This window comes from Brevibacillus centrosporus (genome assembly GCF_003710815.1).
GTDB lineage: Bacteria > Bacillota > Bacilli > Brevibacillales > Brevibacillaceae > Brevibacillus > Brevibacillus centrosporus.
Window position 1 is genome coordinate 123285 of the sequence record NZ_RHHP01000015.1, and the last position, 15751, is coordinate 139035.

Consider the following 15751-nt stretch of genomic DNA (forward strand, 5'->3'; position numbering starts at 1 on the left):
AACATTGTTATAATGACAGCACATTGATACTTGGCTTTTTGATGATTGCCGTTTTTATGTACCTGATTATGTCTAAACGAATATCCGCACTCATTGGCGTCATGATGGATGCTGGTTTGTTTGAACCGCTGATTGCCAAAATATTAAAAATCGTCAAGGGTGATCCGCTGAAGGTGATCGATAGAAGATGATTTGCGAATTGCTGAGGTGAACCGGCGCTTTGTAGAAAAGGTGAGCGGCTTTGAGGTTGTGGGAATCGCGGCCGATCGAGGGGAGGCAGTCGATCAGCTCGAGCTGCTGCAGCCTGAGCTGGTTCTGTTGGATGTGTATTTTCCCGATATGAACGGACTCGAATTTCTCTCTTTTATCAAAGAGCAGCATCCGGACAGCGATGTCATCATGCTGACTGCTGCCAAGGAAGTGGATGCCGTCGTGGATGCGATCCGCTACGGCGTCTTTGATTTCATCACGAAGCCGCTGATCATCTCCGGACTTCAGCAAACGCTGCGCAGCTATCAGGAATTCCGTAAAAAAATCCGTACGTTGAAAAAAGAAGGTGCCGCGATCAATCAGCAGGAAATTGACCACCTGATTCACGGTTCGGGGATGAAGGCGTCCAAAGAGAGCAAACCTGTGAAAGGCATCGACAGAATTACGCTGGAGAAGATCACCACGTACTTGATGCAGACCGAAGGAGCGACAACCGATCAGGTCAGCAAGGAAACGGGCATCAGCCGCTCGACTGCGCGGCGCTATTTGGAGTATCTGGTGGCCATGGGAGAGGCAAGTGCGGATTTGTCCTATGGCGTCGTCGGAAGACCGGAACGAGTATACCGGCGGGGAACCAAAGAAAAAGGGTAACGTCACGAAAAAGAAAGGAAGTCCAGCGTTTTTGGCCGGACTTCCTTTTTGGCGTGGTTAGGAAAAGCTGCAATGCGCCTCTACCCGATAAATTCGCTGACCGCGAGAGGAAAAGCGTTGCTCGTATTCAGTCATGACATTGTCCTCGGCGAGCTTGGATTGATGCAGATCAAACGTGATGTTGTGCATCTGGAAGCGCTCGAGGGCAAATTGATTGAGGGAAAACTCGAAAAGCTTTTCATTGTCAGTCTTCATATGAATCTCGCCATCACTCTTCAGTACCTGACGATAGGTTTGCAGGAAGCTCGCGTAGGTGAGACGGCGTTTGGCGTGGCGAGTTTTCGGCCAAGGGTCGCTGAAATTCAGGTACAGGCGGGAAAGCTCCTGATCGGCAAACAGATCTGTCAATACGGCAGCGTTGAATTGGACGAATGCCAGATTGGGGATTTCACGGTATTCCGTGCGCTGTACAGCCCGCAGAACCACTTCGGCTTTGAGCTCAACCGCAATGAAATTCACGTCAGGGTGGCGTTCTGCCAGTGTATTAATGAAGCGTCCCTTTCCACAGCCGATTTCGACATGGATAGGATTGTTGTTTCCGAAGCGTTCATTCCAGCGCCCTTTGAAGGATACAGGGTTGTCCACGAACGTCGGATATTCACGCAGGGCCGATTCGGCACCTGGTATGTTGCGCAGTCGCATATGTGCCTCCTTAAGAAAGAACTCCTATCTACTTTACGATGAGACTTCCCAGGTTGCAAGCATGAGAGCTAAGGAGATCGTCGAGATTCCAGATAGGAGGCAGCCTTTTTTCGTACCCATAGGGATTTTTTAGAAGGGGGACTAGGACATAAGTCACATGTAATGCGGATGTGTCTACAAAACAGAAGGATAAAATTGGGGGATTTGTGAGGAACATCTTGGTAATAAAATTAACTGAAAATTTGAGGAATGCCTGTTAAATCGGGCTTTAAGCCGTCAAGTAGCAATGATAACCAGAAGTGGTTAGAAGAATTGGTAATAATTTGGGAATTTAATAGAGTCAGAACCAATGGTAAAGTAGAGAACAAGTGAGAGGTCAGCCAAACTTTGCATAAAAAAAGCTTCTTGTCGACGTCATTTGGTAGAAGCAAAGGATTCGTTTAGAAGTTTTTATGCGTAACGGAACGGAATGGGAAAGAGCCGTTTCTGCATTCCTACACGATCAAAAGGGAGGATGAACAACATGAGAAAATTACATAAAGGGATCATCGGAGTGGTGATGGGTCTGACTTTGGGCCTCACCGCTATCGTAGCTCCTCTTCCTGGCGAACAAAATGTGGCTCATGCGGCTTGGACACAAGCGAAAGCTGATAAAGTCATCAACACTGGGAAAAAATACTTAGGAAGACCTTATAAATTTGGAGCCAAGAGCAGCACCACTGCCGTATTTGACTGCTCTTCCTTTACGCAGCGTGTATTCAAGGTTGCTGTAGGCAAGTCGCTGCCGCGTACATCCCGCGACCAAGCGAAAAAAGGGACAAGCGTATCCAAAAGCAACCTGAAAAAGGGCGATCTTGTCTTTTTCAAAGCGAGCACGACTACTGCGAACAAGCGTATTACACACGTGGCGATCTATGCGGGCAACAACAAGCTGCTTCACACGTATGGAAAACCAGGGGTGACGTTCACGAACTTCAAAGGAACGTCTTGGGAAAAACGCTTTGTATCTGCACGCCGTGTGCTGTAACTAACTCATCTGGCTCTCTACTTACTAATACGTCTCAGTATTGCAAGAGTTGCGAAAGAATCTTATGTAAATCCTGACAGTCCTTTTGCTGACAGGATGGACTGGGCGAGAGCTCCATTGTCTGCTATAGACAGGGAGCTCTTTTTTCGTTGCACGAAAAATCGGATGGATGACTTGACCAATATACTACCTAGGTAGAATATTATTTTCGAGGTGGAAATTTCGAAAATTCAACCAATGATTGACGGATTAAAGGAGCTCATATTTACCTGCGAAGCTGCGAGTGGATTATATCTTCGGCTATACGATCCTCAATGACTGGTCGGCTTGCTATCTGCAAAGGAAGGAATTCAAGATCGGTCTCGGTCCGGCCAAGGGGAAGGATTTTGCCACGTCGTTAGGTCCTTATCTGGTGACAAAAGACGAGCTGGCACCCTGCCGGATCGGTGACCGCTACGATATGGAGATGGTCGCCAGAGTAAACGGCAGAGAGCTCTCCCGCGGCAATTTCAAAGATATCTACTATACGTTCGGACAGATGATTGAACGGGCTTCAGATGGAGTGACCCTGTATCTGGGAGATGTGATTGGCTCAGGAACGGTGGGAACGGGCTGCCTGCTCGAGCTAGGACCAGAATTGCATCGCTGGTTGGAGCCGGGAGACCACGTTCAGCTCGAGGTCACTGGGCTCGGGATCTTGGAGAATGCGATCGAATAACGATAAAACACCCCTAGTCTGAAGCAATGGACTAGGGGTGTTGTCTGCGTGGCAGCAAGCAATCGGCTTTTAGATGTTCAACCCGCGAATTTGCTGCTCGATTTTCTCAAATCCGCTTGATACTTTGACTACCTCGTCTTTTTGCTCGGAGACGAGATGGAGCACTTCTTCCAGGTAGTCCTTGTTTTGATCTGTAATGTCTGCGTTGATCTCGACTTTTGCTCCGACTTCCTGCATCATGCTGTTTACGTGAACGATAAACTCTTGAAGAAACTTGGTTTTCGTAGCGAAGTCTTGCATGTAACGGTCGACGTTGGCGAACATTTCTTGCACTTCAAGAATGCCCTCGCTATTTTTTTCAAAGGAAGTTTGGGAACCAGAGATCATATCGGAGACGAGCTTCATTTTTGCACGAATGTTCATCAAGAGTGTTGCGATAGATTCCGAAGATACTTTGGAGGATTCAGCCAGCTTGCGTACTTCATCCGCTACCACGGCAAAGCCGCGGCCGTGTTCACCTGCACGGGATGCCTCGATCGTGGCATTCAGTGCGAGCAGGTTGGTTTGAGCCGATATTTCGGAGATGGTCTGAATGATCTTCTCGATGTTCTCAGTCTCTTTGTAGAGCTCTTGAATCAGGCTGTTGGTACCTTGGATATCTTTAATAAAGCGTTCAAAGTCAGTACCGATATTGCCAATGCGCTTTCCGCTTTCCTGGTTAGCTTCCTTCGTGGATTCTACATAATCGTAAATCTCCGTAATGGAGCGAGTCATATCCTCTACTTGAACGTTGGTAGTCGCCATTTCGTTTCGCAGTTCATTGGTGTTTTCTGTCTGCACGTTGAACGATTGAAGAATGCTCTGCAGGGACGATACCGTTTCTACTGCTCGCAGATTGACGCCATCGGTCACTTTATTGAGATTTTCTTGGTATTCCTGTACGGACGTCAGGGATTGATTGATCTGATCGAGTACCCGCTGCAAGGATTCCTTGGATTCGATGGCTTCTCGTTTTTGTGTTTCGCTCTCATGCTGCAGCTTGTTATTGAAAAAGGCGTGCATCATGCTGGTAACCGAAATGAAGCAGAAGGTAAACAAGAAATACATCAAATCAATAGGGGAGGTGGAATGAAAGATTACCTCACCCTGGGTAAAGAAATAGTAGGACACGATGCCGAGTGTAGCTGCGATCGTCAGGATATTGATCCATTTATCTTGATAGATCCCCATGACTGCGACAAAGAACATGATCGTCATGATATTGATCATATGAGGATCCAGTTGGACAATGACAAACATGAATGCCCCGATCACGACGAAGTTAAAAAACTTCATAAATGGCGCCATTTTCTCGCGCAGGCTCGGACGGTTGGAGACGTATGTAAAAGGTGCCAGTACGACATACAAGATTCCGAGAACCGTCAGCACGAAAGAAAGCGGAACACCTAAAATGAGATTGACGATCTGAACGAACGTAATAATACTTGCAAAGACGATGACGACCCAGTTATTCCTTCTTCGTAAAAGATTCATATCAGCGCATGACCTCGACTTTTCTTTGTGTGAAAACCGGTGAGTACCACGAGTATTGTGGATTTTTTTTATCCGTATAGACTTCTTTCAGGTGAAACAGCGTCGGAATAGCCTCGGCGCCCTTGTAGAGGATGTTTTCCTTGATTTGTGTAGCCTGGATTTTGTATTTCTGGTTCATGGATCGAAAAAAAGACGGATCGGCAATGCCGACAGCGTGTGTATATCCATGTTTTTCAGCATAGTCGATCATCAGGCAGATTCCTTTTCGGCCGAGCTGCCCGCGATAACGGGGGAGAACAGCCAGACTGTCGACCTCCATCGCTCTCATATCGTTCGTCAGGATCTCGTCAAACAACGAATGGATGAACGAATTTGATTTCGAATAGGGGGTAAATTCAAAAGTTCCTCCAGCTTCTCCATCTTCTGCCAGCAGCAGGTAAAGATCAGAGCCCTGTTTGGCGTACTCCATTTCGAAACCCATGGAACTCCAAACGGTTTCTTTGATTTGATGGAACAATGCCAAGGTCTCCGTAGAATCAACATGTTTGTACATTTCCCACTCCACCATTTTTTCTCTCTATTTTTTGTAACGGTTTCTCCCGTTTATTTTGTTGCTCTCTTTGCTCTCTCTCCCTTACATGACGTCCTCCTATCAGATGAATGAAAAAAAGAGTTATCCCAAGTACTGGAACAACCCAAGTCACCAACATCAAGACATTTTGTTACGGATGTTTGGCAACCCGGCTATCGTAGTCAGCGACTTTAGACCCGTGGCTTTGCGTCACCACCTTTAGATGGTTTTGCCTTTTGTCATCACACTTCGAAAAATGTAAATATATGTCGGATTCTGCAAAATTTTATATCAAATCACTTTCTCTGTCAAGTTTTGGTAGGTAAAATTAACTATTTTTTAGTTTTCTTATCAATTATTATCGGCAAAACCTTCTGGTAGCTTTACATGCATGGACGCATTCATTCTCTGTGCAATATTTACAGATAATTTCATGTTTTATAAGATGGACGTTAGAGAGCGTAAGGCCATATCTTGGGAGGTTTGACATGAACGCTTTGACCCAATACTTGTCTGAGCTGGACGCCATTCATGGGGTGTCTGGAGATGAAGAGCGCGTGGCCAATTACATGAAGGAGCAGATTCAGCCTTTCGTGGACGAGTCGTTCGAAGATGCACTGGGCAACCAATTCTTTGTGAAGAAGGGGACACACCCGACGTTTCGCATCATGCTTGCAGCACACATGGATGAAATCGGTTTTGTCGTAAGTCATATCGATGAGAAGGGATTCGTCTATTTCCTTCCAGTCGGCTATCACGACAGTCGGATGGTCATCAACCAGATACTGACGATTCAGACAGAAACAGGCCCTGTGCACGGAATTACAGGAGGCAAGCCCGCACATGTCGTGACAGAAGAGGAAGCGCAAAGGGCAATTCCTATGGACCGATTGCATCTCGACCTGGGAACGGCCAGCCGGGCAGAAACACTGGCTCTGGGGGTGCAGGTGGGGGATTACATCACGTTTGACCGTGAAGGGCGGCTGCTGAACGGGACGAAGGTATACAGTGGGAAATCCGTCGATAATCGCTCGGGCTGTGCGGTCCTGATCGAAGTCATGAAAAGGCTTGCGGATAAAGAGATTGCCCCCACAGTCTATGGCGTTGCCACTGTGCAGGAGGAAGTCGGACTGCGGGGAGCAGGGCCTGCTGCTTTTTCGATTCAACCGGATATAAGTCTGGCTATTGACGTCATTTTCGCTGGCGGTACACCTGGGATGGATGAGCGGATCTCACCGATCGAGCTGGGCGCAGGACCAGCCATTATGATGTATGATTGGACGCCGAGCAACGGGCACGGTAACAATGTACCTAAGAAGCTGACGCGTACATTGATTAAGGCCGCAGAAAAGAACGGGATTCCCTACCAGCGTGAAGTGGTTGTCAATGGCGGTACGGATGCTTGGGCGATGAGCCTGGCTGGAAAAGGATCGTTGGCTGGCGGGATCTCATTACCCTCTCGTTACATTCACTCGGCGACGGGCATCGTACATATGGATGATTTGGAGCATGCTGTACAGCTGATTCTAGCTTTCGTAGAGGAAGCCCTTACAGATCCACAAAAATAACAATTGCGCTATAAATCAACAAAAGTCCCATGACGATAGGAAAGGCTCGGTCGTATTTGGCGAGGAACTGTTGAAAAACCGCCCCAAAGAATGTCCAGCTGGAAGTGCTGAGGTAACCGATAAAGCCGAGAAACAAGGAAAACAGCAACAAGCATCTACTATCCCGCCTAAGGCAAAAAAAGAAGCCGATTCTCTGTTGATTTGCAGAGGTCGGCTTTTTTGAACGTATAGGAATTTATAAGCGTAATGCTTATGAATTCCGGAGCGCATGGCGAAGTGCCTCAGCGTCCGCTTCTGGCATTCCTTCGGTAAAACTTTCCGCTAAAACGCGGTCGCTCCTCCTCGAACAGGCCTCGATAGAGGTTTTCTTACGGCAGGTTCTTTTTACAGGCAGGTCAAGAGCTCCATCAGCTCGTGAATTTCGTAGGTCGGTTTGATACCGAGTTTGTTTTCTTTGCGATGTGGATTAAACCAGCAGGTATCGATTCCATAGTTGATACCGCCTTGTATATCGGAAGTCAGGGAGTCACCGACAATCAGCACTTTGGATTTATCGGTTATTTCCAGCTGCTTGAATACATAATCAAAAATTCCTTTGTCCGGCTTTTGGCATCCGGCTGCTTCTGACGTGACCAGACACTCAAAGGCATTGCACAAGGGAGAGCCGCCGATCCGGGCTTTTTGTACCGCGTCAAAGCCGTTGGTGATAATGACCAGGCGATAATCGGACAGCTGACTACACAGCTCGATTGCGCCGTTTGTCAGGTGAACCTCTTTTCCTAAGTTTACGAGGTAGTCTTGGTTAAAGGCAGAACCGTCGATGGGAAGGCCAATAGCTGCAAACAATCGCTTGAACCTCTCGCCGCCGAGCTCGGCAAGCGTCGTATGGCCTTGTTCCAGCTCTCGCCAGAGTAAGCTGCTGATTTCTTTGTAGGCGGGTAAGTATTCAGCCAAGCTGTGAGTGAGATTGTAGGCTTGAAATGTCTTTTGCAGGGCTTCTCTTTCGGTCATACCAAAATCGAATAAGGTGTCGTCTACGTCGAACAAAATGACTTCGTATTTCATTTCTGCCTCCGTTATTCTTCGCTAGTAATTCCGTATCTCGCAAGCGCCTTCGCAGACGTTTCCCACATCCTCTGCTGCAGTACCTTGCCTTCTACCACTCCCGAGAAAACGGATTTTGGACAAGATGTATTCGCGGTCGTCCATGAGGAAGCTTAGCGTGATCCGGTATGCATCTCTCTCCTCATTATACGTCACTTCTTTATTGAAACAGGAAAAAGCGTACAGGATCCTGGATAGCTCTCCGTTGTAAAGGGGGATGGTTCCCGATTCTTCCAGACGTGAAATGACCTGATCGTTAAAGATTTTCTCGAAAGGATTCATAGTAGGATCGAATCTCCTTCCATTCGGCAATTAGCTCCCTCCGCAGGTAAGCAGGCGACAATACCTCGCAGCTCGAACCAAAGCTTCTCAGCCACGGCTTAATTTCGGTGGTTCCATTCACTTTGATTTCATAGAGGAACGAGTTAGCGTCTTCTTCTATAATCGATCCCCATTGCCCCTGCAGCAGGACCCGTTCCTTGATGAAGTTGGATCTGGAATCGGTCGGATTGTAAAACCGAGCCTTACAAGCACCGGAGCGCCAGTATTCACCAGCCAGCTGTTGCGTATTTTTCCCTCGAGCTGCTGCAGCTTGCTGGCAAAGTCTCGTTTGGACACGGATTCTGCCTCTTTTCTATAGCAGCGAACGTGGATCACCCTGCAATAATGTACTATATGTCAGTTTCATTTCGATGTAAATTTCATGAGAATACGGGAAAGGAGTTTTCCTCATGAATCTTACATCTTTGCTGATATACTGTTTTATCGTTACTTTTACACCAGGACCTACGAACATTGTTATACTATCCACAGTGAATAACTTTGGGACGAAAAAGGCAATGGAATACACGTATGGAGCCACTGTTGCTTTTGGTCTGTTGCTTGCTGTTTCCGCTATGCTAAATACGATGCTTTTGACATTCCTGCCAAAAATTTTACTCGTCATGCAGATAATCGGAACTATTTACATGTTCTATCTTGCCTATCAAATTTACAAAATGGATACATCAGCATCACCCACTGTAAACCAGGCAGGTACCTTTGCTTCAGGCTTCTTCATGCAGTTTGTGAATCCGAAAGTGATCTTGTTTACAATGACTGTTATTCCCAGCTATGTTTTGCCCTTCGATACCTCTATGCCTGCGGTAGCATTGAGTGCTTTTGCTATTACGCTCATTGGATTTTTCGCATTTGTGACATGGGTTCTCTTCGGTACGATCTTTAAGCAGTTTTTACAAGCGCATAAAAAGATCGTAAATGTCATCATGGCATTGTTTTTAGGTTTTGCTGCAATTGTGATGTGGATGTAAGAAAGCTCGTGAGGAGGTGAACGAGATGGACAAATTTATCTACAAAAAGTCGGCTGGTATCACGGCGCTGTCAGCCAGTATGACCGATTTTATGTATAAAAGGCACGCGCACGAGGAGTATGCAATCGGCGTTACCTTGCGAGGGATTCAACATTATAACATGGATGGCTGCTTGCAGTTATCCTATCAAAATGGCGTCATGCTTTTTAATCCAGAGCAGGCGCACGACGGCATGGCACATGATGAGACAGGTCTTGATTATGTCATGCTGTATATTGATCCCAAATTGCTGTTAGAGATGGTCGAGAAAAAAGAGATTGTACGTTTTTCCAGCCCTATTGTGTATGATTCCAGACTGAGACAAAAAATCCTCAATCTTTCTCATGGCATATTTAGCGGAAAAGACGAGGCGCTGTGCAATGAATTACTTCTATCGCTCGCAGATGGTCTGGTTCAAGCGAATCTTTCTCCAGAGCCCAAGAAAGATCTCCCTCTGATTAGAAAAGCAAAGGATATGCTTCAAAGCAACCTGGAAAAGGTCCTTTCGCTTGACGAAATAGGCAAGGAGCTTCAACTATCAAAGTTTCAGTTTATCCGATTCTTCAAGGCTCACACGGGGATTTCACCCTACCAATACTTCCTGAATTGCAAGATCGAACGTGCAAAACAGTTGATTGAAAAAAACAGGGACGTATATTCAGCGGTAGCTGCATGTGGCTTTGTCGATCTCACCCATTTAAATAAGCACTTTAAGAGCGTGTATGGAACAACTGCCTTTGAATATTTGTCGCATGTAAATGGGAGTGGAGGCAGGGGGGCCACTCTCAGGGGGGACTAACTGCTGCAGTGCCTACAAAAGTAAGAGAGTCATTACTGAAAAAACACAGACCATTAAGCATTGGTCTGTGTTTGAAGGACATTGTCCCAATGGCGTATTGATTTTTGGATTTGGTTAATTTCATTCCGGATAGCTCTATGAATTTCACCTTAACATTTGCTCGCATTGTGGACTATGACAGCAAGATAGCAAGCGAAAAGAAATTAAAGCATCTTCTTTCAGCTATGATTGCAGTAAAGGAGATGATCAAAGATGACGGTAAAACTTACCCCCTACCTCAACATGGAAGGGAACGCTAGGGAAGCGATTCAGTTTTATAAACATGCAATTGGTGCCGAAGTCCTCTCAATCATTACATACGGTGATATGCCGGAAATGCCGAAAACTTTCTCTGATGATTTCATGAATCTCGTCGCACACGCAAAGTTGCGAGTTGGCGAAACAGAGCTCATGCTTTCGGATGCTCCAAGCGGTTCGTCAATTCCGCAGGGCAAGCAGGTAACCATTTGCATTTCAAGTAATAACGTGGAACAATCCAAACGCTTTTTTGAAGCCTTACGACAAGACGGTCAAGTAAATATGCCGTTTGAAGTGACCCCGTTTAGTCCGGGTTTTGGCGATGTAACTGACAAGTTCGGCGTGACCTTTCAAATCTATACGGAAATCTAAAGCGAATATGGAAAACGTACATGCGTGAAATCCTGCTTTTATTCTGAGGGAGCGGCAACCTGTGTCAAGGGCTGCCGTTTTTTCACGTACCCTTGCGATCTCGTCAGAAATCATCACCGCTGATTGCGGGTAAAAGGGACCACTGGGAGATAGGGGTTAACCTTACTGCACATTCAAACAACACTGCTGCAAATAGGTAGTGAAGCTGTCAATATTCATCTGCATGTGCCGATTGCTGCCTTCCAGCTTGCTCAACATGAATGTTAATTGCAAACGAGTTTACGAACAAGAAGGGTGGGGTGGTTGGCAATTTACTGCTGTTTCATCAAGCCGGCGGCATATTGGGTGCGTTGATCGGGGGGATCGCCTTTGATGTTTTTCATGATTATCAATTCTTGATCGTCCTCGATGCCGTGCTCTGTGGGATTGCGGTGGTAGGGTATCGCAAGCTTATGGTCCATAAATACTTTCAAAAAGGAGAGTTGCACCATATCAGTTCATAAACAATTGGAACGGGTATTAGCGGGCATAACGCGAATGTGCAGGAAGAGATGAATGCGGATATTTTTGAAGGAATACAAATGCTACTCAGGAAAACGACTAAACGCATGTTCTGGAGGAGATGCAGATGGATTTCGCAACCAGAATGCTTTGTGTGGTTCATAACAGCCGTAGATGAAAGGGACCTCGATCAACTGTGCAGACGCCATTCAATCTTACGGAATCGCCTTAGAAATAGCCTAACCAGCTTTTTCTACGCCACAGTTGCCATGTTAAGCCGGTTTTTCGATTTGCTGTTGATTTTTCAGCCAAATGGATATACTATCTTAGAAATACAAGAAATTCCATGACTGGGATAGTAACCGTTGACAGAAGTTCAAGCGAGCCGGGAGGGTGGGAGCCGGTACGGAGTCAATGCGTGAAGCGCCCCCACGAGAATGGCTTCTGAAAGGATCCTGTAGGAAGTCACGGCCCAAGACCGTTATCTGATCGAGTGGTTGAACGTCAGTTTGACAACAAGAGTGGTACCGCGAAAGCATGAGCCTTCGTCTCTTTGATGAGATGAGGGCTTTTCTATTTTTGAAAAGGAGGAGCTGTCATGATTAGCCAAACGATTGTCAGAAAGATTGAGGAAGCTGTGAAGCGCTTGTTTGAAGACGAAGGCTGCGAGTATTCAAGCGCCATGAACATGTACGTCGAGCAGCCCGCTCATTTGGTGCATGGCGATTACTCCACGAATATTGCCATGCAAGTAGCGAAAGTACTGCGCAAGCCCCCGATTCAGATCGCAGAGATGCTGAAAAGCAGGCTGGAGGAAGCTGGGAGCGTCGATCAGCTGGTCAAGAAAATCGAAGTGGCTCCGCCAGGCTTTATCAATATGCACATAAACTGGGCACTTTGGGCTCAGCAGCAATTCGCACTGCCGGCAAACAACGGGGAAAAGGTCGTCATCGAGCATACTTCCATCAATCCAAACAAGTCAGCGCATATCGGACATTTACGGAATTCGTGTATTGGAGATGTTCTGGCAAGGCTCGTCAAACGTCTCGGCTATCAGGTAGAAGTGCATAACTACATCGACGATCTGGGGAACCAGCTGGCGGATACCGTGGTCGGGATCTTGAATGTCCCCGAGAAGAAACAGCACGCACGTTTTGGCGATTTCTGCTGGGACATCTATTCACAGGTGAACAAGGAATACGAACAGAATCCTCCGCTCAAGGACGAGAGAATCCGCGTGCTGCATTCACTGGAAGAGGGGGATGGGAACCTTTCCTGGGTCGGACTGCTAGTAGCGGAGAGAATCGTACGTGAGCATCTGGAGGAGATGCAGGTGTTCGGGATCGACTATGATCTGTTAGTCTGGGAAAGTAATATTGTGCGGGAAGGCTTTTGGCATTCGGCCTTCCACCTGCTGAAGCAAACCTCTCATTTTTACCAAGAGACTACAGGAAAGCTGGCGGGGTGCTGGGTGCTGGGGCAAGGCGCCTCCAAGCTTGAGGAAAGCGAATCAGAGCATAGCAGCGATAAGGTTCTCGTCCGTTCAAACGGGATATTGACCTATACCGCAAAAGATATTGCCTATCATCTATGGAAATTTGGATTGCTCGAGAAAGACTTCCGGTATAAGCGCTTCTCGTACGATCTGTGGACGACACACAGCACGGGAGTAGATGCCTCCTTCGGAAAAGCGGACACGGTCATCAACGTCATCGATTATCGGCAGCAATACCCACAAGCGATGGTGAAGCAAGCGCTGGATATTCTGGGCTTTACGCCCCAAGCGGAAAAGCTCCGTCACGTCAGCTATGGCGTGGTCTCCCTCAGTCCCGCGGCAGCAAAGGAATTGGGTATCGACACGTCCGCTGGCAAAGCTTCCTATGCGATGTCTGGGAGACAAGGCATCGGGATCAAAATATCCGAATTACTCGACTTGATGGAAGGAGTCATTGAAAGCAAGCGTTCAGATAAAGAAGGATTATCGAGCAGAAGCATAGCGGCAGCTGCGATTCGGTACTACCTTTTGCGCTTTGGCCTATCAACAGAGGTCGTTTTCGATATCCAGCAGGCGACGGAAACCACCGGGAATTCCGGGGTGTATCTGATGTATGCCCATGCACGTGCCGTCAGCATTTTAGGAAAAGCGGGCGAGGAGTGCAGCAGCAAACAAGTGGAGCCTGACGTAGGACAGCAGCTCGAAAAAGCAGAGCATGCCCTGCTCAGGCACTTGGCAGGCTGGCAGGATACATTGGTCGCCGCCCACAGCGAATTGGCTCCAAACATGCTGTGCAATTACGCTTACGAGCTGGCAGTCTCGTTCAATAACTTCTACGCATCTTGCCCGATTCTAAAAGCCAGTGAAGAGAAAAAAGCGTTCCGGCTTTGGCTGACCGTCAAGTTTCAGGAAACGATGTACGATGCTCTGAATGTACTGGGAATCCCTGCTCCAAACCGGATGTAGGGGAAAAAGGGCCAGCAAGACATCCTCTCCAGTGTGTTGCAGCGAATAGAGTAATCAGGGATGCCCTAACCAGCAAAAACCCCCTTACAAAGCTTAAGGGGGTTTTGCCTGTCCACTTGTATCCGTGGCCACGATGAAACTAGAATTTCAGCACAGCACCGTTACTTGCGTTGGTTACCATTTTGGAGTAGCGAGCCAGGTAACCGGTTTTCACTTTTGGTTCAAACTCCTTCCAGCCTTCTGCACGGCGAGCCAGTTCAGCTTCGTCTACATGCAGCTGGATGGAGCGGTCTTCCAGATCGATGGAGATGATGTCGCCGTCTTGTACGAAAGCGATAGGGCCGCCTTCAGCAGCTTCTGGGGACACGTGACCGATACTGATTCCGCGGGAAGCGCCGGAGAAACGTCCGTCCGTGACGAGTGCCACTTCTTTCCCCAGTCCCATACCCACGATTTGTGAGGTAGGTGCCAGCATTTCCGGCATACCTGGACCGCCTTTTGGTCCTTCGTAGCGGATGACCACGACATGGCCGGATTTGATTTTGCCGGAAGCGATACCTTCCAGGGCTTCTTCCTGCGAGTCGAAGCAGATCGCTGGACCTTCATGGCGTTTGATGGAAGGATCGACGCCACCGGTTTTGATGATGGAGCCTTTCTCCGCCAGGTTACCGAACAGAACAGACAGACCGCCGGATTCGCTGTACGGGTTTTCCAGACGACGGATGACTTTGTCGTCTTTGATGTCTGCCTCAGCGATATTTTCTGCCAAGGTTTTACCCGTTACGGTGATGCGGTCAGGGTGGATCGCACCTGCTTTGCGGGAGATTTCCTTCAGTACGGCAGAAACGCCGCCTGCTTCATGGCAATCCTCGATGTGGTAGTCAGAGGATGGAGCCAGCTTGCAAATATGGGGAACGCGTTTTGCTACTTCGTTGATGCGTTCGATTGGGTATTCAAAGCCAGCTTCTTGCGCGATGGCCAAGGTATGGAGAACGGTATTGGTAGAACCGCCCATAGCCATGTCCAGAGCAAAAGCGTCGTCAATCGCTTCGAGAGTCACGATGTCACGAGGCTTGATGTCTTGTTCGATCAGATGCTTCAATTTTTCAGCAGAGGATTTCACCAGCTCTTTGCGCTCTGGAGAAACGGCGAGTACGGTACCGTTGCCTGGGAGAGCGAGACCGATTGCTTCCAAGAGGCAGTTCATCGAGTTGGCAGTGAACATACCGGAACAGGAACCGCAAGTAGGGCAGCCGTATTGCTCCAGCTCTTCCAGCTGTTTGTCGTCGATCAGACCGGCTTGGTGGGCACCTACGCCTTCAAATACGGAGGATAGGGAGATCGAGCGTCCATCGCTGGTTTTCCCTGCTTTCATCGGGCCGCCAGTTACGAATACGGTCGGGATGTTGACGCGCAGGGCACCCATGATCATACCAGGGGTGATTTTGTCACAGTTCGGGATACAGATCATACCGTCGAACCAGTGAGCAGCTACTACGGTTTCCAAGCTGTCCGCGATGATCTCGCGGCTAGGCAGCGAGTAGCGCATACCGATGTGACCCATGGCGATTCCGTCGTCTACACCGATGGTATTGAATTCAAAAGGAACCATTCCAGCAGCACGAACCGCTTCTTTTACGATTTTTCCGAATTCTTGGAGATGCACGTGACCTGGAATGATGTCGATGTAAGAGTTGCAGATGGCGATAAACGGTTTGTCGAAATCCTCTTCCTTTACACCTGCTGCGCGCAGCAAGCTGCGGTGAGGAGCGCGGTCGAAACCTTTTTTGATCATATCACTACGTTGTCGTGCCAATTGAAAAACTCCCTTCCATATAGATGAAACCTGTCTTTTTGTTTTGCACTATCTTAACACTTTTCTATTAAT

General features: G+C 47.7%; 13 protein-coding genes, 4 pseudogenes, 1 riboswitch and 1 other annotated feature. Of the genes and pseudogenes, 10 read left to right on the forward strand and 7 right to left on the reverse strand.

Features of this window, described 5'->3' with window-relative positions:
- Positions 1–41: 41 nt before the first annotated feature.
- Together EDM55_RS14625 and EDM55_RS14630 are read left to right on the forward strand one after the other, a co-directional pair.
- A pseudogene (locus EDM55_RS14625) lies at positions 42–179 on the forward strand (citrate transporter); the annotation flags it as partial.
- A 13-nt stretch (positions 180–192) separates the two neighbouring features.
- On the forward strand, positions 193–861 hold the full coding sequence (locus EDM55_RS14630) for a response regulator (RefSeq protein ID WP_246070923.1): 669 nt from the start codon (positions 193–195) through the stop codon (positions 859–861).
- A gap of 57 nt (positions 862–918) precedes the next feature.
- Here the strand turns inward: EDM55_RS14630 and trmB are convergent, their stop codons facing one another.
- Positions 919–1563 carry a tRNA (guanosine(46)-N7)-methyltransferase TrmB gene (gene trmB, locus EDM55_RS14635; RefSeq protein ID WP_092268591.1) on the reverse strand — a complete coding sequence of 215 codons (645 nt, stop codon included), beginning with the start codon at positions 1561–1563 and terminating at the stop codon, positions 919–921.
- Positions 1564–2077: 514 nt separating this feature from the next.
- Between trmB and EDM55_RS14640 the strand changes: the two genes are divergently transcribed.
- A complete protein-coding gene (locus tag EDM55_RS14640; RefSeq protein WP_174769285.1) occupies positions 2078–2590 on the forward strand; it encodes a C40 family peptidase in 513 nt (170 codons plus the stop codon).
- A 289-nt stretch (positions 2591–2879) separates the two neighbouring features.
- Positions 2880–3308: pseudogene (locus EDM55_RS14645) on the forward strand (fumarylacetoacetate hydrolase family protein); the annotation flags it as partial.
- Positions 3309–3377: 69 nt separating this feature from the next.
- Here EDM55_RS14645 and EDM55_RS14650 read toward each other — a convergent pair.
- Both EDM55_RS14650 and EDM55_RS14655 read right to left on the reverse strand, forming a co-directional pair.
- The gene (locus EDM55_RS14650) at positions 3378–4841 is read right to left on the reverse strand and encodes a methyl-accepting chemotaxis protein (protein ID WP_122960616.1); all 1464 of its coding nucleotides are present in this window, start codon (positions 4839–4841) and stop codon (positions 3378–3380) included.
- 1 nt (position 4842) lies between these two features.
- Positions 4843–5394: a GNAT family N-acetyltransferase gene (locus EDM55_RS14655; RefSeq protein ID WP_122960701.1), complete on the reverse strand. Its 552-nt coding sequence runs from the start codon at positions 5392–5394 to the stop codon at positions 4843–4845.
- A gap of 178 nt (positions 5395–5572) precedes the next feature.
- Positions 5573–5656: riboswitch (cyclic di-GMP riboswitch) on the reverse strand.
- Positions 5657–5900: 244 nt separating this feature from the next.
- Between EDM55_RS14655 and EDM55_RS14660 the strand changes: the two genes are divergently transcribed.
- Complete coding sequence (locus EDM55_RS14660; RefSeq protein ID WP_122960617.1) at positions 5901–6980, forward strand: M42 family metallopeptidase; 1080 nt, start codon at positions 5901–5903, stop codon at positions 6978–6980.
- 384 nt (positions 6981–7364) lie between these two features.
- Here EDM55_RS14660 and EDM55_RS14665 read toward each other — a convergent pair whose 3' ends face one another.
- From EDM55_RS14665 to EDM55_RS14675, 3 genes and pseudogenes are all read right to left on the reverse strand, one after another.
- Positions 7365–8045: a YjjG family noncanonical pyrimidine nucleotidase gene (locus EDM55_RS14665; RefSeq protein WP_122960618.1), complete on the reverse strand. Its 681-nt coding sequence runs from the start codon at positions 8043–8045 to the stop codon at positions 7365–7367.
- 11 nt (positions 8046–8056) lie between these two features.
- A pseudogene (locus EDM55_RS14670) lies at positions 8057–8303 on the reverse strand (WYL domain-containing protein); the annotation flags it as partial.
- A gap of 37 nt (positions 8304–8340) precedes the next feature.
- Positions 8341–8687: pseudogene (locus EDM55_RS14675) on the reverse strand (WYL domain-containing protein); the annotation flags it as partial.
- Between the two features lie 128 nt (positions 8688–8815).
- On the opposite strand from EDM55_RS14675, the gene EDM55_RS14680 reads away from it, so the two are divergent.
- The 5 genes from EDM55_RS14680 to EDM55_RS14700 all read left to right on the forward strand — a co-directional run bounded on the left by EDM55_RS14680 (position 8816) and on the right by EDM55_RS14700 (position 13863).
- Positions 8816–9394, forward strand: a complete 579-nt coding sequence (locus tag EDM55_RS14680) for a LysE family translocator (RefSeq protein WP_122960619.1) — start codon at positions 8816–8818, stop codon at positions 9392–9394.
- A gap of 25 nt (positions 9395–9419) precedes the next feature.
- Positions 9420–10232 carry an AraC family transcriptional regulator gene (locus EDM55_RS14685; RefSeq protein ID WP_122960620.1) on the forward strand — a complete coding sequence of 271 codons (813 nt, stop codon included), beginning with the start codon at positions 9420–9422 and terminating at the stop codon, positions 10230–10232.
- A 252-nt stretch (positions 10233–10484) separates the two neighbouring features.
- Complete coding sequence (locus EDM55_RS14690; RefSeq protein WP_092268610.1) at positions 10485–10901, forward strand: VOC family protein; 417 nt, start codon at positions 10485–10487, stop codon at positions 10899–10901.
- Positions 10902–11200: 299 nt separating this feature from the next.
- Positions 11201–11404: a hypothetical protein gene (locus tag EDM55_RS14695; RefSeq protein ID WP_092268613.1), complete on the forward strand. Its 204-nt coding sequence runs from the start codon at positions 11201–11203 to the stop codon at positions 11402–11404.
- Between the two features lie 335 nt (positions 11405–11739).
- Positions 11740–11958, forward strand: a binding site (T-box leader).
- A gap of 42 nt (positions 11959–12000) precedes the next feature.
- A complete protein-coding gene (locus tag EDM55_RS14700) occupies positions 12001–13863 on the forward strand; it encodes an arginine--tRNA ligase (protein ID WP_122960621.1) in 1863 nt (620 codons plus the stop codon).
- 139 nt (positions 13864–14002) lie between these two features.
- On the opposite strand, the gene ilvD is transcribed toward EDM55_RS14700, so the two are convergent.
- A complete protein-coding gene (gene ilvD, locus EDM55_RS14705) occupies positions 14003–15679 on the reverse strand; it encodes a dihydroxy-acid dehydratase (RefSeq protein WP_092268617.1) in 1677 nt (558 codons plus the stop codon).
- Positions 15680–15751: the final 72 nt, after the last annotated feature.

What these genes read in the sequence shown, in the direction of transcription:
- EDM55_RS14680 (WP_122960619.1), top strand. Translation starts at nt 8,816, where the DNA reads ATGAATCTTACATCTTTGCTGATATACTGTTTTATCGTTACTTTTACA.
- EDM55_RS14660 (WP_122960617.1), top strand. Translation starts at nt 5,901, where the DNA reads ATGAACGCTTTGACCCAATACTTGTCTGAGCTGGACGCCATTCATGGG.
- EDM55_RS14655 (WP_122960701.1), bottom strand. Translation starts at nt 5,394, where the DNA reads ATGTACAAACATGTTGATTCTACGGAGACCTTGGCATTGTTCCATCAA.
- EDM55_RS14650 (WP_122960616.1), bottom strand. Translation starts at nt 4,841, where the DNA reads ATGAATCTTTTACGAAGAAGGAATAACTGGGTCGTCATCGTCTTTGCA.
- trmB (WP_092268591.1), bottom strand. Translation starts at nt 1,563, where the DNA reads ATGCGACTGCGCAACATACCAGGTGCCGAATCGGCCCTGCGTGAATAT.
- EDM55_RS14690 (WP_092268610.1), top strand. Translation starts at nt 10,485, where the DNA reads ATGACGGTAAAACTTACCCCCTACCTCAACATGGAAGGGAACGCTAGG.
- EDM55_RS14685 (WP_122960620.1), top strand. Translation starts at nt 9,420, where the DNA reads ATGGACAAATTTATCTACAAAAAGTCGGCTGGTATCACGGCGCTGTCA.
- EDM55_RS14700 (WP_122960621.1), top strand. Translation starts at nt 12,001, where the DNA reads ATGATTAGCCAAACGATTGTCAGAAAGATTGAGGAAGCTGTGAAGCGC.
- EDM55_RS14640 (WP_174769285.1), top strand. Translation starts at nt 2,078, where the DNA reads ATGAACAACATGAGAAAATTACATAAAGGGATCATCGGAGTGGTGATG.
- EDM55_RS14665 (WP_122960618.1), bottom strand. Translation starts at nt 8,045, where the DNA reads ATGAAATACGAAGTCATTTTGTTCGACGTAGACGACACCTTATTCGAT.